We start from the raw sequence: 20,029 nt of genomic DNA on the forward strand, positions 1-20,029 counted from the left end.
GCAGGGGCATGCGGCGCGTCGTGGGTGCGCACGGCAGGCAGGGAGGGTGGCCTCGACTCATGCGAAGCGCGACAGCGGCAGGCCGAGCCATTCGAGCGCGGTGCCGTGATAGAGACGGGCCTGCTCGTCCGGGTCGAGACCCAGTGCCGCGATGCCTGCACCGGGCTCCTGCTCGCCGAGCGGGAACGGGTAGTCGGTGCCGAGCATCACGCGCGAGACGCCGCAGGTGTCGATCAGGTAGCGAAGCGCACGCGCGTCGGCCACCCAGGAGTCGAAATACAGCCGGTCGATGTACTCGCGCGGGTTGCGCGGGTTGTCGGTGGCGACGAGGTCCGGGCGCATGTTGAAGCCATGCTCGATTCGACCGATCGTGTACGGAAACGCGCCACCGCCGTGCGCCATGCAGATCTTGAGCTTCGGCAGCCGCTCGAGCACGCCGCCGAAGATCAGGCAGCACGCGGCGCGCGCCTGTTCGGCCGGCATTCCGACGAGCCACGGCAGCCAGTATTTGGGCATCGATTCCGCGCCCATCATGTCCCACGGGTGCACGAGGACGGCTGCACCGAGGTCACTGGCAGCCTGGAAGAATTCGAACAGCTCCGGCGCGTCGAGGTTCCACGCACCGACGTGGCTGCCGATCTGCACGCCTTGCAGACCGAGCTGGTCGATGCAGCGCTCGAGCTCCTGGACGGCAAGACGCGGCGACTGCAGCGGAACCGTGCCGATCCCGGCGTAATGCCGCGGATGAGCCCGGACGGACTCGCTCATGTGGTCATTGAGCGCCTGGTGCAGCGCCAGCGCCTGATGCGCCTTCGCCCAGTAGCAGAACATCACCGGTACGGTGCTGATCACCTGCACCTGCACGCCAAACCGCGCGTAGTCGGCCATGCGCTCGGCGGGGTCCCAGGTCTTCGACCAGATTTCCCGGAAGAACTTGCCGTCCTTGTAGATCCGGTGCCGGCCGTCCTCGGTGTGGTGGATGACCGGGAAACGCGGGTCGCCGTACTTCGTCGCGAGGTCGGGCCAGTCGCGGGGCAGGTAATGGGCGTGGATGTCGATCTTCAACATCGGGCGCAGGCGGTGGGCGGTCGCAACGAAGCGGGGCGCCCACCATACCCGACCGGTTGCATGCGGTCAGTCGATCGCGGCGTCGTAGCGGGCTGGCGCCGGATTCAGGTGGCCGCAGTTGTCGCAGGTGCGCAACTCGCGCGAGGCATAGAACCGGTCGAACACGGGCGGAAAGTCCTGCTCGATGTTGCCGAGTTCGAAAAACTCTTCGTAGAGCTTGTGGTTGCAGCGCTCGCAGAACCACATGAGGCCATCGCGCTCGCCGGCCGTGCGCTTTCGCTCGATCACGAGTCCGACCGAGCCAGCGGCCCGTTGCGGGGAATGCGGCGTGCGTGCCGGCAGCAGGAAAGTTTCGCCAGCGCGGATCGGGATGTCGCGTGCGACGCCGTCATCCTGCACCTTGAGCACCATCTCGCCCTCGAGCTGGTAGAACCACTCGGGGCCCTCGTCCCAGTGGTAGTCCGTGCGCGCGTTCGGGCCGCCCACGATCATCACGATGAAGTCGCCGTCGTGGATGCACTTGTTGCCCACCGGCGGCTTGAGCAGGTGGCGATGCTCGTCGATCCAGGCCTGCAGGTTGATCGGGGCGGGCAACATGGCGATTCCTCTGTCAGCGCGAGAGCAACTGCGCGAGGCCGGCGTATAGCGGAATGCCGATCGCGAGGTTGAATGGGAACGTGATGCCGAGCGCGGCGGTCACGCAGCGGCCCACGTCGGCCTCGGGGAGTCCGGCGCGTACGGCGGCCGGCGCGGCGATGTATGAGGCACTCGAGAGCATCGTGCCGAACACCGTGGCACCGCCCACCGAAAGGCCCATCGCCAGACCAATCGCGACGCCGGCAGTGCCGTGCAGCAGGGGCACGCCGATGCAGAACAACAACAGCCGCCCCCATCCCTGCCGGAGTGCCGCGAGGCGTCCGGCCGCGATCATGCCCATGTCGAGCATGAAGAGCATCAGCACGCCCTGGAACAAGGCGAAGTACATGGCGTCCACGGCCTTGATGCCGCCCGGGCCAGTGATCGCACCGATCGCAAGCCCGCCGAGCAACAGGACGGCGGTCTTGCCGGTGAACACTTCGCGCAGGGTGTGATGGCTGGAGCCACCGACCGGCTGGTCTTTCTGGCCCAACGCCAGGCCGATCAGCAGCGCGGGCACCTCGAGCGCGACCAACAGCGCGACCAGCACGCCCTCGGCCGGCGCGCCGCTGCGCTCGACGAACTGGTTCGCCGCAATGAAGGTCACCGCCGAAACCGAGCCGTAATGTGCAGCTATCGCGGCAGCCTCGCGACGGATGTCGCCGAGCACCCACCGCGCGAGGAGATACGCGCTCAGCGCAGTGACGGCGCCGGCCGCGAGCGTGACCGCGAGCATGATGATCAGGCTCAACGGTTCCTGGCCGCGCAGGGCGACGCCGCCCTTCAGTCCGATCGCGAGCAGTAGAAAGATCGAAAGGTACGCCTGAATCTGCGGCGGGATCTCGAGGTCGCTGCGGATCGCCCGCGCGAACAGCCCGAGCGCAAACGCGAGCACGACGGGCGCGGTCAGGTTGGCAACCAGCAGCTCCATCTCATTCCCCCACGAAGCGGGACGGAGCCGCGGCGACGCACTTGAGTTCGATCGCGATCGGTGTCGGCAGCGCGGTAATGCCGAGCGTGGTCCGGCACGGCGCGGCGGCAACTTCTGGGAAGTACTCGGCCCAGATCGCGTTGTAGGCGGCGAAGTCGCGCGCCATGTCGGTGAGGTAGACCGTCACGTCGACGAGGTCCTCCCAACGCGCGCCGCTGGCTTCGAGCACGGCACGCACGTTGGCGAACACCGATCGCGTTTGCGCTTCAATGTCGTACGCCACCAGCGCACCGTCGGGACCGACGACGTTGCCGGGGATCGAATTGTCGACCGGGCTGCGCGGACCTATTCCCGACAGGAAGAGCAAGTCGCCGACCCGCCGCGCGTGCGGGTAGCGGCCCACGGGTGGCGGTGCGCCCGGCGTGCTGATCACGTTTGCCATCAGCGGTCCACCCGGTCGTTGCAGATGAGCGCGAGCGCGCGTTGGTATTCCTCGGCGAGATCGCTGCCTGCACTGAGACCGATGCCGAGGTCATGAACCAGCCCGTCGCGCAGCCCGTAGACCCAGCCGTGCACGGTCAGTTCCTGGCCGCGGGCCCAAGCGTCCTGCACGATCGTGGTCTGCACCACGTTGATCGCCTGCTCGAGCACGTTGAGCTCGCACAGGCGGTCGTGCTGTAGCTCAGCACCGCCGATGGCGCTGAGGCAGGCCGCATGCTTGACCGACACGTCGCCCACGTGGCGCACCCAGTTGTCCGCCAGGCCGACGCGTCGGCCTTCCAGTGCCGCCAGCACGCCGCCGCATCCATAGTGGCCGACCACGAGGATATGGCGCACCTTGAGCACGTCCACGGCGTACTGGATCACCGACAGGCAGTTGAGGTCGGTGTGGACGACGACATTCGCGATGTTGCGATGGACGAACACCTCGCCTGGCGCCAGATCGATGATCTGATTGGCCGGCACGCGTGAGTCGGAGCAGCCGATCCACAGGTACTCGGGGGCTTGCTGCCCCGAAAGTTTCGCGAAGAACTCAGGGTCTTCCTGGTGAATGCGCTCGGACCATTCGCGGTTGCGCTCGAGCAGATGCGTCAGTGAACTCATGCCGTCCTATTCGATGTTGAGACCGACGTTCTTGGCGTCGGTGAAAAAACGCATGGCCTCGAGCCCGCCTTCGCGGCCGAGACCGGATGCCCCGCTGCCGCCAAACGGCGTGCGCAGGTCGCGCTGCATCCAGGTATTGATCCAGACCATGCCCACGCGCAGGCGCGCCGCGAGGCGGTGCGCGCGGTGCAGGTCGCGCGTCCAGACCGATGCGGCGAGCCCGTAGTCACCGCAGTTTGCGAGGCCCAATGCGTCGGCCTCGTCGTCGAAGGGCTGCAGCGTCACCACCGGCCCAAAGATTTCGTCGCGATTCGCGCTGCAATCGGGTCCGAGCCCTTCGATGACCGTGGGTTCGATGAACCAGCCGGGGCGTTCAAGGGCGTGGTCGCCGCAGAGCACCCGCCCGCCCTCTGCCTTCGCGGCGCCGATCGCGGCAGTCACCTTGTCGAATTGCACCTCCGACACCAGCGGGCCGATGCGCACATCGCTGTCGATCGGATCGCCGACGCGCAGTGCGCGCGCAGCCTCCACGAACGCATCGCGGAACTCGATGTAAATCCGTCGTTCGACGAGCACGCGGGAGCCGCACAAGCAGATCTGTCCGGTGTTCTGGAACGCCGAGCGCACGAGGGTGTCGAGATGTTCACGCCAGTCGGCGTCGGCGAACACGAGCGTCGCGTTCTTACCGCCGAGTTCGAGCGAAAGCTTCTTGAGCTGCGGCGCGGCGATCGAGGCAATGCGGCGGCCGACCGCGGTGCTGCCGGTGAACGAGATCGCCTTGATGCGCGCATCGGTCACCAGAGGCTCGCCCACGTTCGGACCGCGACCGTGCAACAGATTGAGCACGCCGCGGGGCAGCCCAATCTCGCTCGCGACCTCGCCGAGCATCGTCGCGGTCAGCGGCGTGACTTCCGACGGCTTCGCGACGACGGTGTTGCCGGCCGCGAGCGCGGGCGCGATCTTCCAGGTCAGCAGGTAAAGCGGCAGATTCCAGGGCGAAATCGTGGCGACCGCGCCGAGCGGTTGTCGCAAGGTGTAGTTGAGCCCGGCCTCGCCATGGTGCGACTCGCTGGCGAACTGCGTTGCGGCGTGCGCGAAGAAGCGCAGGTTGCGGATCGCGCGCGGAATTTCGACTTCGCGCGCGAGCGCGAGGGGTTTGCCCGCATCTCGTGACTCGGCATGCGCGAACTCGTCGAGGCGTCGCTCGATGCCGTCGGCCAATCGCTCCAGCCACCGCGCGCGCTCGCTGTTCGGCAGCGCCGACCAGCCCGGGAACGCGCGCTCGGCTGCGTCGATGGCGTCGGAGACGTCCGTTGCATTGCCGGCGGCGACCTGCGCGAACACGCGGCCGGTCGCCGGATCGGCCACGTCGATCCAGTCGCCGCTTACGGGCTCACGGAAGCCGCCGTCGATGTAATGGCAGAGTCGCATCGGATTAGCTTAGCAGCGCCCTGCGGTTGCCTTGGCTCGGTCGACGGGAGTGCGGTTGCACGACCGTTGCTAAGGCCGTGACGGGTTACCGCGACGCGATGGAGGTACGGCGAATCGTCAGAGCGAGCGGGTTCGGCCGCCGTCGACGGGCAGGTTGACGCCGGTGATGTACGCCGCGGCGGGTGCGCACAGGAATGCAATCGCGGCGGCGGTTTCCGAGGGTTGGGCGAATCGGCCGATCGGGATTTCCGCGACCATCTCTGCGTGGATCTCCTCGCGGCTGCGGCCCGACTTGGAGGCGCGCGTGTCGATGATCTGCTCGATGCGCGGCGTCTGCGTCGAGCCCGGCAGCACGTTGTTCACCGTGATGCCGAAGCGTGCGACTTCGGTTGCCAGCGTCTTCGCCCAGCCCGCGACGGCCCACCGCGTCGAGTTGGAAACACCGAGTCCGTTGAGCGGCTCCTTCACCGACGTCGAGATCACGTTCACGATGCGCCCCCAGCCGTCGCGCTGCATCCCCGGAATCACTGCGCCGGAAAGCACGTGGTTTGCGAGCAGGTGCTGGCGATAGGCTGCCTCGAACGCGCCGACGTCGGCGCCGTGCACCGGGCCCGGCGGCGGGCCGGCAGAGTTGTTGATGAGGATGTGCACGGTTCGGTTCGCGACGAGCGACTCCACCTGCGCGCGTAGCGCCTCGGTGTCGCTTGCGTCGGCCGCGATCCAGCCGTGCACCTGGGCCTCGTGCGTGCGAGGCAGCCCAGCGGCCACCTCGCGCAGCGTCGCCTCACGTCGCGCCAGGACCGTGACGTCGGCGCCGAGGGCGGCCAAAGCCTTTGCGGCCGCCAGCCCGATGCCTTGGCTGGCGCCGCAGACGAGGGCGTGGCGGCCAGTGAGATCAAGATCCATCGGGGGCTCCTTCATAAAGTGCGCTCCAGGGGCGGCCGTCAAACCGGTGTGCGCTCGCGCATCAGGCGAGCGACCTCGGCGTCATACGGCCGCCCGGTGCTTTCCAGGCTGCTGGCGACCGCGTGCCGGTTCCCGACCGGGTGGTTCTGGTTGAGTTTGAAGTTAAGTTGTATGCGCTCGACCGTCAGCGAGAAGCCGACAATCCCGCGAAGTTGCACGCGGTGGTCGTCGCGGTCGTGCTCATAGCGCCAGTCGCCGCCGACCTGCGACTCATGATGGGCGCTGAGGGTGTCCACGATCTCGGCAAGCGCCGATTCCTCGTCGAACAGCTCAATCCCGCCGTGCAGATGCGCAAGCGCGTAGTTCCACGTCGGAACACGCGACGCGGCCGCCTCGTCCGGATACCAGCCCGGCGAGATATACGCGTGCGGGCCGTGCACGATCGCAAGCGCGGCGCCACTGAGACGCGACTGCGGATTCGCTCGCGAGAAATGTCCGCGCAGTTCGACGCGCTCGCCGTCACGGCGATACAGCACCGGCAGATGCGTCGCGTGCGGTGCGCCATCGAGCACCGCGACCAGCGTGATGAAGTTGTCGCGTTCGATCAGCGCGTCGAGGGCGGTGAGGTCGGTCTCCGCGAAGGACGCCGGCACGTACATCAGCGCGGGCGCGGCAGCTGCTGGACCATGCGGGGGCGCAGCTGCTCGTCGTCTTTCGCCGATGGCGGCGCGAGCTCGTCGAGCGCGAAGCCGCGCTCCGCGGCGTCCTCGGGGTCCAGCCCCTCGTAGGAGACGAACTCGGCGTCCATGAGCGCGGCACGCGCCGAGTCTTCGCTGTCGTAGGGCAGGGTGGCGCCGTCACTGTCGAACACCTCTGCGGTGCCCGCGTCGCGCACGCGCAGGCGGGCCCAGACGACCGTGCGTCCGAGCGTGGCAAGCCACCACTGGTCCTGTGAGGGTCGATCGTTCTGCGTGTCGTCGTGCATGGCCGTCATCCGGTCAGGGTGGTCGCGATCGCCCACAGCAGGCCGGACATCACGAGGCCTGCAATGATCGTCAGGAGAGAAACACGCGCCGGTGTCGCGAGGCCACTGAGGTTGCGATCGCCCGTGGCGTAGTAGCCGCCACGCAGCAGCCACCACAGCGCCTTCGGGTTGAGGAACGGGAACGGCCCGATCGCGGCGCCGGCCTCAGGGTGCCTGTCGCGGATGTGCACGAGCGCAAGAGGCCAGAAGATCACGAACGCCGTCGCGCCCGCGATCGCGAGCGCCAGGGCGAGCAGGGCGAAGAACAGGATCATCGGGCGGCGCGTCCATTGAAGCGCTGCGACGACGCATGCGCGTCACCCGACCCTGGGGATGCCCGCAGTCCGGCGGTCATCAGAACTCCGCCTGGCCCGGCGCGCGCGGGTACGCGATTGCATCGCGGATGTTCGACAGGCCGCACACGTAGACGACCAGCCGCTCGAAACCGAGGCCGAAGCCCGCGTGCGGCACCGTGCCGTAGCGGCGGAAATCCCGGTACCACTGATAGTGCGCCGGATCGAGCCCGAACTGCGCCATGCGCGAATCGAGCACGTCGAGCCGCTCCTCGCGCTGTGCGCCGCCGATGATCTCGCCGATGCCGGGCGCCAGCACGTCCATCGCCGCGACAGTCTTGCCGTCGTCGTTGAGGCGCATGTAGAACGCCTTGATGTGCTCGGGGTAGTTCATCACCACCACTGGCCGCCCGACGTGCTGCTCGGTCAGCCAGCGCTCGTGCTCGGTCTGCAAATCGAGGCCCCACTCCACCGGGAAGTCGAACTTGTGGCCGGACTTCTGCAGCAGCGACACGGCCTCGGTGTAATCGATGCGCTCGAACGGCGCATTGATGAAGTCCTCAAGCCGACTCACGGCGTCCTTCTGCACGCGTTCGGCGATGAACGCCATGTCGTCCGCGCGTTCGGCAAGCACGGCGCGGAACAGGTACTTCAGGAAATCCTCGGCGACCTGCGCATTCTCGAGCAGGTCGGCGAAGGCGATCTCCGGCTCGACCATCCAGAACTCGGCCAGGTGACGCGTGGTGTGGCTGTTTTCCGCGCGGAACGTCGGACCGAACGTGTAGACCTTGCTTAGGGCAAGGCAGTAGCCCTCGACGTTGAGCTGCCCCGACACGGTCAGGAATGTCTCCTTGCCGAAGAAGTCGCGCGAGAAGTCGACGTTGCCCGACGCATCGCGCGGCAGGTTCGCGAGATCGAGCGTCGACACGCGGAACATCTGACCCGCGCCCTCGGCGTCGGACGTCGTGACGATCGGCGTGCTGATCCAGTAGTAGCCGTGCTCGTGGAAGAAGCGGTGCACGGCCTGGGCCAGGCAGTGGCGAATGCGCGTGACCGCGCCGAAGAGGTTCGTGCGCGGGCGAAGGTGGGCGACTTCGCGCAGGAACTCGAGCGAGTGGGGCTTGGGCTGGATCGGGTAGGTTTCCGGGTCGTCGACCCAGCCGACGACTTCGACGTGATCCGCCTGGATCTCGAACGACTGGCCCTGGCCCTGCGACGGCACCAGCGTGCCGCGGCAGATCACCGAGCACCCCGCGGTCAGATGCTTCACTTCGCTGTCGTAGTTCGGCAGCGCGGCAGGAGCGACCACCTGGATCGGCGCAAAGCACGAGCCGTCGCTGACGTTGACGAAGCTCAGGCCGGCCTTCGAATCGCGCCGGGTGCGCACCCAGCCGCGCACCGTGACTTCGCCGCCGGCGGGAATCTTGCCCGCGAGCGCGTGCTGCACGCTGACCACCGTCATCGTTCGTTTTCCTCGCCCGTAGGGCCGGTTCAAAGACGCGCGAGTGTACTGCCGGACCGCGGGGGCACGCGAGGCGCCGGCCGCTTGGGCCGGCGTTGTGGCGCCCCCACCTATACTCGCGACGCGTTGAAACCCTTTGCAGGAGCCGCCATGGCCGTGACGATCACCCCCGCTGCCGCCGAGCGCGTACAGCGATACCTCGCCGAGACGCCTGACGCGATCGGCCTGCGCTTCGGTGCGAAGAAGACCGGCTGCTCGGGCTGGCAGCACATCGCCGACCTCGCCCGCGACGAGCGCGACGGCGACCATGTGTTCGAGCACGAGGGCGTGCGGATCTTCGTCGACACGCAGAGCCTGCCGGTCGTCGACGGCACGCAAATCGACCTCGTCCGCCAGCGCCTCGGCGAGCAGTTCGTGTTCCGCAACCCGAACGCCGCGGCCGAGTGCGGCTGCGGCGAGAGCTTCACCACGGACGCCGAGCGGGCCTGACGCACGCTCACACCGCCAAGTCCGGTCATGGCCGGACTCGACCCACGCGGCGCTAGACTCCGGGCGACTTTCGCCGGAGCCTGGCCATGATTCGCACCGTCCTGCTGTCCGTGGCGATCGCCGCGGCACTTTCCGCCGCACCCGTCGGCGCGCAAGCGCCGCCCGCCGCACCCGACACCGCGCAAAGCGACGACGCGGCCCGCGCGCTGCACCGCTTCTTCGAGGAAGAGTGGGAACGCTCTCTTCGCGACAGCCCGGAGACGGCCAGCTATCGCGGCGACCGACGCTTCAATGATCGCTGGACCGACCTCAGCACCGAGGCGATCGCCCGGCGTGAAGCCGCCGACCGCGGTGCGCTCGCGAAGCTCCGCGCGATTGATCGGAGCCGCCTGTCCGCGGTCGACCGCCTCAATTACGACGTGTTCGCATGGCAGCTCGAGCGCGATGTCGAGCGGCAGAAGTACCGCGAGCATTTGCGACCGCTGAGCCAGCGCGGCGGCGTGCAGACCGCTGACGAGCTCGTTGAGGTGCTGCCGTTCGCGGACGAGCGCGACTATGCGGACTGGCTCAAGCGCCTGGAAGGCGTGCCGGCGATGGTCGAGCAGACAAGCGCCCTGATGCGCGAGGGCCTCAAGGCCGGCAACACGCCGCCGCGCGTGCTGATGGAACGCATTCCGGCGCAAATCGCCGCGCAGGTCGTTGCGGACCCCGAGCGCAGCGCGTTTTTCTCGCCGTTCCTGAAGATGCCCGAGTCGATCCCCGCCGCGCGGCAGGCAGAACTGCGCGCGCAGGCGCGTCGCGTGATCGCCGAGCAGGTGATCCCGAGCTACCGCACGTTCGGCGAGTTCTTCAACACCGAATACCTGCCTCGCACGCGCGAAAGCATCGCCGCCGCCGATCTCCCGGACGGCAAGGCGTATTACGACTTCCTCGCGGGTCACTTCACGACGACCGAGCTGTCGGCCGACGAAATCCACGCGATCGGCCTGAAGGAAGTCGCGCGCATCCGCGCCGAGATGGAGAAGGTGAAGGCCGAAGTCGGCTTCAAGGGCTCGCTCGCGCAGTTCTTCGAGCACCTGCGCACCGACCCGAAGTTCTTCCACGAATCGCCCGAGGAGCTGTTCGAGGCGTACCAGGCGATCTCCAAGCGGATCGATCCGGAGCTGGTGAAGGTCTTCAAGACGATTCCGCGCCTGCCGTACGGCGTGCGCCCGATCCCCGACAAGATCGCGCCGGACACGACCACCGCGTACTACCAGCCCGGCGCCGTCGACGGCACGCGCGCCGGCTACTACTACGTGAACCTCTTCAAGCCCGAAGTGCGGCCGACGTGGGAAATGATGGCGTTGTCGCTGCACGAGGCCGTGCCAGGCCACCATTTCCAGTTCGCGCGCGGCATGGAGCTGCCGGACGTTCCGATGTTCCGACGCGTCGGCTACTTCGTCGCCTACGGTGAAGGCTGGGCCCTGTACGCCGAGCGGCTGGGTTACGACATGGGCCTGTACGACGACCCGTACGACCGCATGGGCCAGCTTGCCTACGACATGTGGCGTGCCGTGCGGCTCGTCGTCGACACCGGCATGCACAGCAAAGGCTGGAGCCGCGATCGCGCGATCAAGTACTTCATGGACAACGCGCCGAAGACCGAGCAGGACGTCGTCAACGAGATCGACCGCTACATCGGCTGGCCGGGGCAGGCGCTCGCATACAAGATCGGTCAGCTGAAGATTTCGGAGCTGCGTGAGAAGGCTTCGCGCGAACTTGGCGAGCGCTTCGACCTGCGCGAGTTCAACGATGCGGTGCTCTCGGCCGGGTCCGTGCCGTTGGCCGTACTCGAGGCGCACATGAATGCGTGGATCGCCGAGCAGAGCGGCGGCCGGAAGCAGGGGGCCGACCAGAATCAGAAGCCGGACCAGAAGCAGAGCGGCTGACGCCAGCAGGCGCTCCGGGCCGGGTTTGCCCGGCGCCGGCGCGACTGCCATACTGTGCGGCTCCCGCGGGTCCGCCCGCAGGACCTTGCCCCACTGCGCCGACGGCGACGGGGGGCTGAACAGGCCGCGCTGCGGCCGGCATCCACAAGGAAAACAAAATGCGTCATTACGAAGTCGTGTTCCTGGTCCACCCGGATCAGAGCGAGCAGGTCCCCGCGATGGTCGAGCGCTACCGCGCCCTGATCGAAGGCGGCGAGGGCAAGATCCACCGTCTCGAGGACTGGGGCCGCCGCCAGCTGGCGTACCCGATCGAAAACCTCGTCAAGGCGCACTACGTCCTGATGAACATCGAGTGCGGCCAGGACGTGCTCAACGAGCTCGTCGACGGCTTCCGCTTCAACGACGCCGTGCTGCGCCACCTGGTCATCAAGCGTGACGAGGCGGACACCGAGCAGTCGTTGATCATGAAGTTCAAGGACGAGAAGGGCGACAAGCCGGAGCGTGGCGAGCGCCGTCGTCGTGACGACGAGAGCGACACCCCGGTCGGCAATGCCGACTCCGCCGATAACGCCGAAGCCGCCTGATCCCGCTCTCCAGGAACGCACCCATGTCCAAGTTCTTCCGCCGCCGCAAGTTCTGCAAGTTCACCGCCGAGGGTGTCAAAGAGATCGATTACAAGGATCTCAACACGCTCCGCGCGTACCTCACCGAGACCGGCAAGATCGTGCCGAGCCGCGTGACCGGCACCAAGTCGAAGTACCAGCGCCAGCTGGCAACGGCCGTCAAGCGCGCCCGTTTCCTCGCGCTGATCCCGTACACCGACAACCACAACGCCTAAGCAAGCGCCCGTCCTGCGGGACGGCGCCATTCGCTCCTCTTCTGCCCGGCGGGAGAGGAGCGGTGAGGGCACTTGCCCTTTTCGGACAGCGAAATCCGCTGCGGGGCTGCGGCCCTGCTAACGAATACGGAAAAAAACCATGCAACTGATCCTCCTCCAGAACGTGACCAACCTCGGCAAGCTCGGTGACAAGGTCACCGTGAAGCCGGGCTACGGCCGTAACTTCCTCGTGCCGCAGGGCAAGGCCGTGCCGGCCACCGCCGCGAACCTGGCCGACTTCGAGGCGCGCCGCGCCGAGTTCGAAGCCAAGGCCAAGGCCCAGCTGGAAGGCGCCGAGAGCCGCCAGGCCGCGCTCGAGGGCACCGAAGTCACGATCAGCGCCAACTCGTCGACCGAAGGCAAGCTGTACGGCTCGATCACGCCGCGCGACATCGCCGAGGCGCTGACCAAGCACGGCAACCAGGTTGACAAGTCCGAAGTCGTGCTCGGCGAAGGCCCGCTGCGCCGCGTCGGCGAGTACGAAATCGTCGTGCGCCTGCACGCCGACATCGAAGCGACCGTCAAGGTCATCGTCGTGCCCGAAGCCGCCTGATTCCAGTCGGTCGTTCGGTTCGAGAAGGCGCCTCCGGGCGCCTTCTTGCGTTTCGCAGTCCCTGAGATCCAAGAGTGCGACAACGCGCGCGGTTATCCCGAGATATCCACAGACTTGTCTGCAACGTGGAGCCGGGTGCGGGGGCTAGGATGCCTGTCCGCTCCGACCCCACGGACGGCCTTTCCGACGACCGCCTCCGATGAACGCCCGCTCCGGCTTCCGCAAAGACAAACGCTTCGAGACCCGCGCCGAACAGCGCGTGGACCAGCTGCGCGTTCCCCCGCAGTCGGTCGAAGCCGAGCAGGCCGTGCTCGGCGGCCTCATGCTCGATCCGAGCGCGTACGACCGCGTTGCCGACCAGCTCACCGACAACGATTTCTATCGGCGCGACCACCAGCTGATCTTCCGCGCGATCCGCGAGCTCGCCGAGAAAAACCGGCCGTTCGACGCGGTGACGCTCGGCGAGTGGTTCGAGTCGATGGGCCAGTCGGAAACCGTCGCAGGCGGCGCGTACCTGGTCGAACTCGCGAGCACGACGCCGTCGGCGGCGAACATCGCCGCGTACGCCGAGATCGTGCGCGACAAGGCGGTGCTGCGGCAGCTGATCGAGGTTGGCACCGGCATCGTCAACGACGGTTTCCAGCCCGACGGACGGGAAAGCGGCGAGATCCTCGCGCGGGCCGAGCAGGAGGTGTTCGCGATCGCCGAAGCCGGCGCACGCGGTCGCACCGATTTCGTGGCGATGAACAAGGCGCTGTCCGAAGCGTTCGATGTGCTGCAGACGCGTTACGCGAGCGGCGGCAGTGTTACTGGCCTTCCGACCGGCTACACCGAGTTCGACGACATGACGGCCGGCCTGCAGCCGACCGACCTGATCATCCTGGCCGCGCGACCTGCGATGGGCAAGACGACGTTTGCGCTGAACATCGCCGAGCACGCCGCGATCCGCACGAAAAAAGCGGTTGCGGTGTTCTCGATGGAAATGTCGGCGAGCCAGCTCGCGCTGCGACTGATCTCTTCGAACGGCCGCATCAACGCGCAGCGCCTGCGCAACGGACAGCTCGAGGACGAGGATTGGAGCCGCGTGACCGGCGCGATCCGTATGCTGCGCGAGGCGAAGATCTTCATCGACGACACGCCGGGCCTCTCGCCCGAGGTGCTGCGTGCGAAAGCGCGCCGCCTCAAGCGCGAGCACGACCTCGGCCTTGTCGTGATCGACTACCTGCAGCTCATGAGCGTGCCGGGCAACACCGAGAACCGCGCGACCGAGATCTCGGAGATTTCGCGCTCGCTCAAGCACCTTGCGAAAGAGCTCAATGTGCCGGTCATCGCGCTGTCGCAGCTAAACCGCTCGTTGGAGCAGCGCGCGGACAAGCGGCCAGTGATGGCCGACCTTCGCGAGTCGGGTGCAATCGAGCAGGACGCCGACATCATCCTGTTCATCTATCGCGACGATTACTACAACAAGGAAAATTCGCCGGACAAGGGGCTCGCCGAGATCATCATCGGCAAGCAGCGTAACGGCCCGACCGGGTCGGTGAAGCTCAAGTTCTTCGGCGAATACACGCGTTTCGACAACCTTTCACACGACGCGATCGGTTCGTTCGAATAACGTCCGCGCATGGAGCGCGTGCCGATCGAGTCGGAAGCCCTGTGCGGCGTCGGGTACGACCCGGGCCAGCGCGTGCTCGAAGTGGAGTTCCGCAGCGGCGAGGTTTACCGGTACTTCAACGTGCCGGAGCACGAGTACCTCGCGCTGATGGAGGCCGATTCGTTCGGCGTGCACTTCGTCGAACGCGTCCGCAATCGCGGCTACCGGTTCCACCACGTCGGATGAGCGCTGCGCCAGGCTCACCGATTCGCCGTCGCGCCGGCAGCGCGAGCGCCGCCGGCGTTCCGCATGATCATCAACGCAGGTGGTGGCGCCAGCCGATGCACGCGAGCGATGGCAGCCGTGCTCCCGTAGCGCCGAGCCGCGGCGTCCTGCAGAGCTGCCACACAGCCATCGCGCCACTGGCCTGCGTACGCGGCGAAAGCCGCCGTTAAACTAGTCCGATGGCACGACCGACCTCTGCGACCATCCACATCGATGCGCTGCGCCACAACCTAGCGCAAATCCGCGCACGCGCGCCGAACAGTGGCGTCATTGCCGTGGTCAAGGCCGACGGCTACGGCCACGGGCTGGAGCGCGTTGCACGTGCCCTGTCCGGCGCCGACGCGTTCGGCGTCGCGGCACTCTCCGATGCCGAGCGCCTGCGCGCTGCCGGCATCTCGCAGCCGATCCTGCTGCTGTCGGGCTTCGATGAGGCGGCGGACATCCCGCGCCTGCGCCAGTTGCAGGTCGACACGGCCGTCCATCACGTCAGCCAGCTAGAGATGCTCGAGCAGGCGGAGCCGGGCGAGCCGATCCGCTGTTGGCTGAAGGTGGACACGGGCATGCACCGCCTCGGCTTCCCGCCGGAGTTCGTCCGCCAGGCGCATGCGCGGCTGTCCGCGCTCGCGGGTGTCGTCGGCGAGATCGTGCCGATGAACCACTTCGCGAGTTCCGACGAGTTCGACAACCCGCAGACGCTCGAGCAGCTGCGCGTGTTCGCCGATGCGACGAGCGGGCTGCACGGCGGCCGGTCGCTCGCCAACTCGGCCGCGGTGCTCGGTTGGCCCGATGCGCATGCGCAGTGGGTGCGGCCGGGCGGGGCGCTGTACGGAATGTCCGTCGTTGCCGGCACCACGGGTGCGGACTTCGGGCTGCGGCCGGCCATGACGCTCGCGACGCGGCTCATCGCGGTTAATCACGTCAAAAAGGGCGGGCGCATCGGTTACGCCGGCACATGGGAGTGCCCGGAAGACATGCCCGTGGGTGTTGCCGCAATCGGCTACGGCGACGGATACCCGCGCGCTGCGCCCGCGGGAACGCCCGTGCTGGTCGACGGCGTTGGCACTCAGCTGATCGGTCGCGTGTCCATGGATCTCATGACGATCGACCTGCGCGGCGTGCCCGCGGCGAAGGTGGGCTCTCCCGTCGTGCTGTGGGGGCCAGAACTGCCGGTCGAGCGGATCGCAGAGGCGGCCGGCACGATTGCGTATGAGCTCACGTGCTCGATCACGCGGCGCGTGCGCTTCAGCGAGGCGTGACCCGGGCACGTCCGCGGCAGCCGCCCGACCTTGGCAGGGATAGAGCCGCGGGGCCTTAATGCGTCCACGGGGACTCGAACCTGAACAGCGCTTTCCGCCGCTCACCTTGCAGTTACGGTTCCGTTATTAGCGTCGTCTCCGTTGTCCACCACGACGGAAGGCAAGCAATGAAAACGAATATCAAGCTCGCGGCGGCCGCGATCGCCGTCAGCGCCGCGCTCAGCGGCTGCGCAACGACCGGCGGCGGTTACTACGGCGGCGCGCCGCAGGGCGGCTATCCGCAGGCGGGCGCTCCAGCCGGCCAGCAGAGCGACTACGACAAGACGCGCCGCAACGCGGCGATCGGCGCAGCCGTGGGCGCAGTGGCCGGCCTGCTGAGCGGCAACGACGCCACCGAGCGTCGCCAGCGTGCGATGGTCGGCGCCGGTGTCGGCGGCTTGGCCGGCGGCGCGGTCGGCGCGTACCAGGACCGCCAGGAGCGCGTGCTGCGCGACCGCATGCAGGGCACGGGCGTGGAGGTCGTACGCCAAGGCGACAACATCACGTTGAACATGCCCGAAGCCATCACGTTCGGCTTCGACCAGTCGAACCTGCAATCGCAGTTCTACCCGGTGCTCGACCGGCTCGCGAATACGCTGCAGGAATACAACCAGACGATCGTCGAAGTCGCGGGGCACACCGACAGCAAGGGCACGGACCAGTACAACCAGGCCCTGTCGATGCGCCGCGCCGAATCCGTGTCGAGCTACCTCATGAGCCGTGGCCTGATGCGCGATCGCTTCATCGTGACGGGTGCGGGCGAGTCGCGCCCGGTGGCGACCAATGACACCGAGATGGGGCGTGCGCAGAACCGCCGCGTTGAAATCACGCTGGTTCCGCTGCGCGGCTGAGTCCCGCCGACACTGACAGTGCGAAAGCCGGAGCGGCGGGTCCGCTCCGGCTTTTTTGCGTCAGTGCACGTCGTCCTCGTTGTCTTCGTCGGACACCGGTAGCCCGGCACGACGCCGGACGATTCGATCGAACCAGCGCAGCAGCGTGAGCGTCGCGAGCGTAAGCAACGTGGCGCCGACTGCGAGCACGTAGTAACCAAGCCCCGCGGCCACGCCGATCACCGCGACCATCAGCAACGACGCGGCGGTCGTGATTCCGGCGATCGTCTGCTTCTGTCCGCGCGAGAAAATGGTGCCCGCACCGATGAAGGCGACGCCCGCGATCACTGCCTCGACGAGGCGGAGCGGGTCGCTCTGCACCTCGAGCCCGTCGGCGATCTCGCGGCTGTGCGTGAGCCACACCATGCCGATGCCGAGCAGCAAAGCGGACGCACCGGCAACCAGCATGTGCGTTCGAAAGCCTGCGGGTCGATTGGCCATTTCGCGCTCGACCCCAACGAGGCCGCCCAGCACCATCGCGATGGCGGTATTGGCCACCACCCAGAGTTCGTGATTCCAGTTCATCCCGGCACGCTCGCTCAGCACCGGTCAAGGCGGCGTCGGCACGACGTCGGTGCGGCGTATGCGGCGCGCTGACACAGCCCCGCCCACTATCGACCCATGCACGAGCGCACCGACCTCGTCGTCCTCCGGCGCGAAGGGCTGTACTGCCCCGCGGGCGACTTCTACATCGACCCGTGGAAGCCGGTCGCGCGCGCGGTGATCACGCACGGGCACGGTGATCACGCGCGCCCGGGGATGGGCCGCTACTACGCTGTCGCCGACGGTCTGCCGGTCCTGCGCTGGCGGCTAGGCGAGCAGGACTACGCAATCGCCGAGTACGGCGAGCCGCTCGACATCGGCGCTGCACGGGTGTCGTTCCACTCTGCCGGTCACGTGCTCGGCTCGTCGCAGGTGCGCATCGAAGCCGGCGGCGAGGTCTGGGTTGCATCGGGCGATTACAAACGGCAGCACGATCCGACGTGCGCGCCCTTTGAAGTCGTGCCCTGCGACGTGTTCATCACCGAATGCACGTTCGGCCTGCCGGTCTACCGTTGGCCTTACACCCCGGACGTCGCGCGTGAGATCGTCGAGTGGCGCGACCGCTGCGGCGAGCGAGGCGAGACCGCCGTGCTCCTGTGCTACGCGCTCGGCAAGGCCCAGCGGCTGCTCGCGGAGCTCGCCGCGTTTACCGATCGCCCGGCGTTTGTCCACGGCGCAGTGGCCGCGGGCGTGGAGGTTTATCGCGGCGCCGGCATCCCCATGCTCGAAACCCGGCTGGTCAGTGAGACCGAAAAAGGGATGGATTTCGCGGGCGAGCTGGTGGTCGCGCCGCCGTCCGCCGCAGGCAGCCCGTGGATGCGACGTTTCCGCCGCGCGCAGACGGGCTTTGCGTCGGGGTGGATGCGGGTCCGCGGCAATCGCCGGCGGCGCAATTGCGACCGCGGCTTCGTGGTGTCCGACCATGCGGACTGGCCCGACCTGATGCGGACGATCCGCGAGACGGGCGCGCGTCGCGTGATCGCCACGCACGGCAACACCGAGGCGATCCTACGCGCGCTCAACGAGGAAGGGATCGCCGCCGAGGCCTTCCAGACGGAGTTTGGAGAAGCCGTCGAGGGAGAGGCCGAGTGATCGCTACGCCGCCAGTAGGGGCCCGCCCATGAAGCGCTTCGCTGCGCTGTATCGCGAGCTCGACCGCAGCACGGCGACGCTCGACAAGCGTGCCGCGCTGATCGACTACTTCCGCAGCGCGCCGCCCGCCGATGTCGTCTGGGCGCTGTGGCTGCTCTCGGGCGGCAAGCTCGCGCGCATCGCCGGCACCCGCGAGCTGCGGCAATGGGCCGGCGAGGTGACCGGCACGCCCGAGTGGCTGGTCGAGGAAAGCCATGCGCACGTGGGCGACCTGGCGGAAACGCTCACGCTGCTGCTCGACGATCCGGTAGGCATCGGCGAAGACGTGCCGCTGCGCGAGTGGATCGAGCGTCGCCTGTTGCCGTTTGCGGGTCGCGATCCACCGCTGCGGCGCGAAGTGGTGACCGAGGCCTGGAAGCAGCTCGCGTTCGACGAGCGCTTCGTGTTCAACAAGTTGCTGACGGGCGCGCTGCGCGTCGGCGTTTCGCAGCGCCTCGTGCAGCAGGCGCTGGCCGAGATGTCGGGCGTCGACATCGCGCGCATTGCGCAGCGCATGCTGGGCGCGTGGAAGCCTTCCGAGCGCTTCCTGCGCGACTTGCTCAGCGAAGGCGAACTGCCCAGCGACCGGCAGCAGCCGTACCCGTTCTTTCTCGCATCGCCGCTCGAATCCGAACCGGACACGCTCGGCCCGGTCGACGATTGGCTGCTGGAGTGGAAGTGGGACGGTATCCGGTTGCAGCTGATCCGGCGCGGCGGAGAGATTGCGCTGTGGTCGCGCGGCGAGGAACGGTTGGACGGGCGCTTTCCGGAGATCGAAACCGCTGCAGCCGTGTTGCCGCGCGACTGCGTGATCGACGGCGAGTTGCTCGGCTGGCGCGCGGACGATTCGCGGCCGCTTGCGTTCACCGCGCTTCAAACGCGCATCCAGCGCCGCAAGCCGGGCGCAAAGACGCTCGCCGACACACCGGTGCAGGTGCTGGCATACGACCTGCTCGAACTCGAAGGCGAGGACCTGCGCGAACGCCCGCTCTCCGAGCGACGCGCAGCCCTTGAGGCACTACTCGCCGACATGCCCGATCCGCGCATCCGCGTGTCGCCGAATGTCGAAGCCGCGTCCTGGAGCGACGCCGCGGCGCTGCGCGAAGGCGCGCGCGAGCGCGCGGTCGAAGGCCTGATGCTCAAGCGCCGCGCGTCGTCTTACCAGAGCGGCCGTCGACGCGGCGACTGGTGGAAGTGGAAGATCGATCCGCTCACGATCGATGCCGTGCTCGTGTATGCGCAGTCAGGCAGTGGCCGGCGCAGCACGCTGTTCACCGACTACACGTTCGCCCTGTGGAGCGGCGACCAGCTCGTGCCGGTCGCGAAGGCGTATTCGGGACTCGACGACAAGGAGATCCTCACGCTGGATCGCTGGATCCGCGCGCACACCGTGGAGCGCTTCGGGCCGGTGCGTCAGGTCGAGCCCGTCCACGTGTTCGAGCTGGGCTTCGAAGCGGTGAATCGCTCGACCCGCCACAAGTCGGGCATCGCGGTGCGTTTCCCGCGCATCCTGCGCTGGCGTCACGACAAGCCGGTCGCTGAGGCGGACCGCGTCGACACGCTGAGAGCGCTTGCACATTGAGCACGTC

The 20,029-nt window shown here is 67.6% G+C and carries 23 protein-coding genes; 11 read left to right on the plus strand and 12 right to left on the minus strand.

Annotation, left to right across the window (positions count from 1 at the left end):
- Nucleotides 1-57 precede the first annotated feature (57 nt).
- From IE075_RS02670 to asnS, 11 genes are all read right to left on the minus strand, one after another.
- Nucleotides 58-1,068, minus strand: a complete 1,011-nt coding sequence (locus IE075_RS02670) for an amidohydrolase family protein (RefSeq protein WP_189453028.1) — start codon at nucleotides 1,066-1,068, stop codon at nucleotides 58-60.
- A gap of 66 nt (nucleotides 1,069-1,134) precedes the next feature.
- Nucleotides 1,135-1,665, minus strand: a complete 531-nt coding sequence (locus IE075_RS02675) for a 3-hydroxyanthranilate 3,4-dioxygenase (RefSeq protein ID WP_189453030.1) — start codon at nucleotides 1,663-1,665, stop codon at nucleotides 1,135-1,137.
- 13 nt (nucleotides 1,666-1,678) lie between these two features.
- A complete protein-coding gene (locus IE075_RS02680; protein WP_189453032.1) occupies nucleotides 1,679-2,635 on the minus strand; it encodes a sodium-dependent bicarbonate transport family permease in 957 nt (318 codons plus the stop codon).
- Between the two features lies 1 nt (nucleotide 2,636).
- Nucleotides 2,637-3,077, minus strand: a complete 441-nt coding sequence (locus tag IE075_RS02685) for a RidA family protein (RefSeq protein ID WP_189453034.1) — start codon at nucleotides 3,075-3,077, stop codon at nucleotides 2,637-2,639.
- Nucleotides 3,077-3,739 carry a carbonate dehydratase gene (gene can, locus IE075_RS02690; protein WP_189453036.1) on the minus strand — a complete coding sequence of 221 codons (663 nt, stop codon included), beginning with the start codon at nucleotides 3,737-3,739 and terminating at the stop codon, nucleotides 3,077-3,079. The genes IE075_RS02685 and can overlap by 1 nt, the downstream gene beginning before the upstream one ends.
- A gap of 6 nt (nucleotides 3,740-3,745) precedes the next feature.
- A complete protein-coding gene (locus tag IE075_RS02695; protein WP_189453038.1) occupies nucleotides 3,746-5,170 on the minus strand; it encodes an aldehyde dehydrogenase in 1,425 nt (474 codons plus the stop codon).
- A 117-nt stretch (nucleotides 5,171-5,287) separates the two neighbouring features.
- On the minus strand, nucleotides 5,288-6,076 hold the full coding sequence (locus IE075_RS02700; RefSeq protein ID WP_189453040.1) for an SDR family oxidoreductase: 789 nt from the start codon (nucleotides 6,074-6,076) through the stop codon (nucleotides 5,288-5,290).
- Nucleotides 6,077-6,114: 38 nt separating this feature from the next.
- A complete protein-coding gene (locus IE075_RS02705) occupies nucleotides 6,115-6,735 on the minus strand; it encodes an FMN-binding negative transcriptional regulator (protein WP_189453042.1) in 621 nt (206 codons plus the stop codon).
- On the minus strand, nucleotides 6,735-7,070 hold the full coding sequence (locus tag IE075_RS02710) for a hypothetical protein (protein WP_425489331.1): 336 nt from the start codon (nucleotides 7,068-7,070) through the stop codon (nucleotides 6,735-6,737). The genes IE075_RS02705 and IE075_RS02710 overlap by 1 nt, the downstream gene beginning before the upstream one ends.
- Nucleotides 7,067-7,375 carry a hypothetical protein gene (locus IE075_RS02715; protein ID WP_189453046.1) on the minus strand — a complete coding sequence of 103 codons (309 nt, stop codon included), beginning with the start codon at nucleotides 7,373-7,375 and terminating at the stop codon, nucleotides 7,067-7,069. Before IE075_RS02715 ends, IE075_RS02710 begins: the two co-directional genes overlap by 4 nt.
- A gap of 79 nt (nucleotides 7,376-7,454) precedes the next feature.
- Complete coding sequence (gene asnS, locus IE075_RS02720) at nucleotides 7,455-8,855, minus strand: asparagine--tRNA ligase (protein ID WP_189453048.1); 1,401 nt, start codon at nucleotides 8,853-8,855, stop codon at nucleotides 7,455-7,457.
- 150 nt (nucleotides 8,856-9,005) lie between these two features.
- On the opposite strand from asnS, the gene IE075_RS02725 reads away from it, so the two are divergent.
- The 9 genes from IE075_RS02725 to IE075_RS02765 all read left to right on the plus strand — a co-directional run bounded on the left by IE075_RS02725 (nucleotide 9,006) and on the right by IE075_RS02765 (nucleotide 16,727).
- Complete coding sequence (locus IE075_RS02725) at nucleotides 9,006-9,344, plus strand: HesB/IscA family protein (protein WP_189453050.1); 339 nt, start codon at nucleotides 9,006-9,008, stop codon at nucleotides 9,342-9,344.
- A gap of 86 nt (nucleotides 9,345-9,430) precedes the next feature.
- Nucleotides 9,431-11,275, plus strand: coding sequence for a DUF885 domain-containing protein (locus tag IE075_RS02730; RefSeq protein WP_189453052.1), 1,845 nt, complete (start codon nucleotides 9,431-9,433; stop codon nucleotides 11,273-11,275).
- A 158-nt stretch (nucleotides 11,276-11,433) separates the two neighbouring features.
- The gene (rpsF, locus tag IE075_RS02735) at nucleotides 11,434-11,859 is read left to right on the plus strand and encodes a 30S ribosomal protein S6 (protein WP_189453055.1); all 426 of its coding nucleotides are present in this window, start codon (nucleotides 11,434-11,436) and stop codon (nucleotides 11,857-11,859) included.
- Nucleotides 11,860-11,882: 23 nt separating this feature from the next.
- Nucleotides 11,883-12,113, plus strand: coding sequence for a 30S ribosomal protein S18 (rpsR, locus tag IE075_RS02740; protein WP_189453057.1), 231 nt, complete (start codon nucleotides 11,883-11,885; stop codon nucleotides 12,111-12,113).
- A gap of 139 nt (nucleotides 12,114-12,252) precedes the next feature.
- Complete coding sequence (rplI, locus tag IE075_RS02745; RefSeq protein WP_189453059.1) at nucleotides 12,253-12,705, plus strand: 50S ribosomal protein L9; 453 nt, start codon at nucleotides 12,253-12,255, stop codon at nucleotides 12,703-12,705.
- A gap of 199 nt (nucleotides 12,706-12,904) precedes the next feature.
- Nucleotides 12,905-14,317 (plus strand): replicative DNA helicase, encoded by a 1,413-nt coding sequence (locus IE075_RS02750; RefSeq protein ID WP_189453061.1) that lies wholly within the window; start codon nucleotides 12,905-12,907, stop codon nucleotides 14,315-14,317.
- A 9-nt stretch (nucleotides 14,318-14,326) separates the two neighbouring features.
- Complete coding sequence (locus IE075_RS02755; RefSeq protein WP_189453063.1) at nucleotides 14,327-14,542, plus strand: KTSC domain-containing protein; 216 nt, start codon at nucleotides 14,327-14,329, stop codon at nucleotides 14,540-14,542.
- A gap of 218 nt (nucleotides 14,543-14,760) precedes the next feature.
- Nucleotides 14,761-15,837, plus strand: coding sequence for an alanine racemase (alr, locus tag IE075_RS02760; protein WP_189453065.1), 1,077 nt, complete (start codon nucleotides 14,761-14,763; stop codon nucleotides 15,835-15,837).
- A 167-nt stretch (nucleotides 15,838-16,004) separates the two neighbouring features.
- Nucleotides 16,005-16,727 (plus strand): YiaD family glycine zipper/OmpA-like lipoprotein, encoded by a 723-nt coding sequence (locus IE075_RS02765; RefSeq protein WP_189453067.1) that lies wholly within the window; start codon nucleotides 16,005-16,007, stop codon nucleotides 16,725-16,727.
- A 60-nt stretch (nucleotides 16,728-16,787) separates the two neighbouring features.
- On the opposite strand, the gene IE075_RS02770 is transcribed toward IE075_RS02765, so the two are convergent.
- A complete protein-coding gene (locus tag IE075_RS02770; protein WP_189453069.1) occupies nucleotides 16,788-17,291 on the minus strand; it encodes an MgtC/SapB family protein in 504 nt (167 codons plus the stop codon).
- 96 nt (nucleotides 17,292-17,387) lie between these two features.
- On the opposite strand from IE075_RS02770, the gene IE075_RS02775 reads away from it, so the two are divergent.
- On the plus strand, nucleotides 17,388-18,401 hold the full coding sequence (locus tag IE075_RS02775) for a ligase-associated DNA damage response exonuclease (protein WP_189453071.1): 1,014 nt from the start codon (nucleotides 17,388-17,390) through the stop codon (nucleotides 18,399-18,401).
- A gap of 28 nt (nucleotides 18,402-18,429) precedes the next feature.
- Nucleotides 18,430-20,022 (plus strand): ATP-dependent DNA ligase, encoded by a 1,593-nt coding sequence (locus IE075_RS02780; protein ID WP_189453073.1) that lies wholly within the window; start codon nucleotides 18,430-18,432, stop codon nucleotides 20,020-20,022.
- The last annotated feature ends 7 nt before the right edge of the window (nucleotides 20,023-20,029 follow it).

The sequence above is a fragment of the Cognatilysobacter bugurensis genome (assembly GCF_014652095.1).
Lineage (GTDB): Bacteria > Pseudomonadota > Gammaproteobacteria > Xanthomonadales > Xanthomonadaceae > Cognatilysobacter > Cognatilysobacter bugurensis.

Bases quoted from the DNA above. Each gene is read 5' to 3' on its own strand.
- IE075_RS02750 (WP_189453061.1), top strand. From the start codon at position 12,905: ATGAACGCCCGCTCCGGCTTCCGCAAAGACAAACGCTTCGAGACCCGC.
- IE075_RS02780 (WP_189453073.1), top strand. From the start codon at position 18,430: ATGAAGCGCTTCGCTGCGCTGTATCGCGAGCTCGACCGCAGCACGGCG.
- IE075_RS02725 (WP_189453050.1), top strand. From the start codon at position 9,006: ATGGCCGTGACGATCACCCCCGCTGCCGCCGAGCGCGTACAGCGATAC.
- IE075_RS02770 (WP_189453069.1), bottom strand. From the start codon at position 17,291: ATGAACTGGAATCACGAACTCTGGGTGGTGGCCAATACCGCCATCGCG.
- IE075_RS02675 (WP_189453030.1), bottom strand. From the start codon at position 1,665: ATGTTGCCCGCCCCGATCAACCTGCAGGCCTGGATCGACGAGCATCGC.
- asnS (WP_189453048.1), bottom strand. From the start codon at position 8,855: ATGACGGTGGTCAGCGTGCAGCACGCGCTCGCGGGCAAGATTCCCGCC.
- IE075_RS02755 (WP_189453063.1), top strand. From the start codon at position 14,327: ATGGAGCGCGTGCCGATCGAGTCGGAAGCCCTGTGCGGCGTCGGGTAC.
- IE075_RS02775 (WP_189453071.1), top strand. From the start codon at position 17,388: ATGCACGAGCGCACCGACCTCGTCGTCCTCCGGCGCGAAGGGCTGTAC.
- rpsF (WP_189453055.1), top strand. From the start codon at position 11,434: ATGCGTCATTACGAAGTCGTGTTCCTGGTCCACCCGGATCAGAGCGAG.
- IE075_RS02700 (WP_189453040.1), bottom strand. From the start codon at position 6,076: ATGGATCTTGATCTCACTGGCCGCCACGCCCTCGTCTGCGGCGCCAGC.
- IE075_RS02715 (WP_189453046.1), bottom strand. From the start codon at position 7,375: ATGATCCTGTTCTTCGCCCTGCTCGCCCTGGCGCTCGCGATCGCGGGC.
- rplI (WP_189453059.1), top strand. From the start codon at position 12,253: ATGCAACTGATCCTCCTCCAGAACGTGACCAACCTCGGCAAGCTCGGT.
- IE075_RS02680 (WP_189453032.1), bottom strand. From the start codon at position 2,635: ATGGAGCTGCTGGTTGCCAACCTGACCGCGCCCGTCGTGCTCGCGTTT.
- IE075_RS02765 (WP_189453067.1), top strand. From the start codon at position 16,005: ATGAAAACGAATATCAAGCTCGCGGCGGCCGCGATCGCCGTCAGCGCC.
- IE075_RS02730 (WP_189453052.1), top strand. From the start codon at position 9,431: ATGATTCGCACCGTCCTGCTGTCCGTGGCGATCGCCGCGGCACTTTCC.
- IE075_RS02685 (WP_189453034.1), bottom strand. From the start codon at position 3,077: ATGGCAAACGTGATCAGCACGCCGGGCGCACCGCCACCCGTGGGCCGC.
- can (WP_189453036.1), bottom strand. From the start codon at position 3,739: ATGAGTTCACTGACGCATCTGCTCGAGCGCAACCGCGAATGGTCCGAG.
- IE075_RS02670 (WP_189453028.1), bottom strand. From the start codon at position 1,068: ATGTTGAAGATCGACATCCACGCCCATTACCTGCCCCGCGACTGGCCC.
- IE075_RS02695 (WP_189453038.1), bottom strand. From the start codon at position 5,170: ATGCGACTCTGCCATTACATCGACGGCGGCTTCCGTGAGCCCGTAAGC.
- alr (WP_189453065.1), top strand. From the start codon at position 14,761: ATGGCACGACCGACCTCTGCGACCATCCACATCGATGCGCTGCGCCAC.
- IE075_RS02710 (WP_425489331.1), bottom strand. From the start codon at position 7,070: ATGACGGCCATGCACGACGACACGCAGAACGATCGACCCTCACAGGAC.
- IE075_RS02705 (WP_189453042.1), bottom strand. From the start codon at position 6,735: ATGTACGTGCCGGCGTCCTTCGCGGAGACCGACCTCACCGCCCTCGAC.
- rpsR (WP_189453057.1), top strand. From the start codon at position 11,883: ATGTCCAAGTTCTTCCGCCGCCGCAAGTTCTGCAAGTTCACCGCCGAG.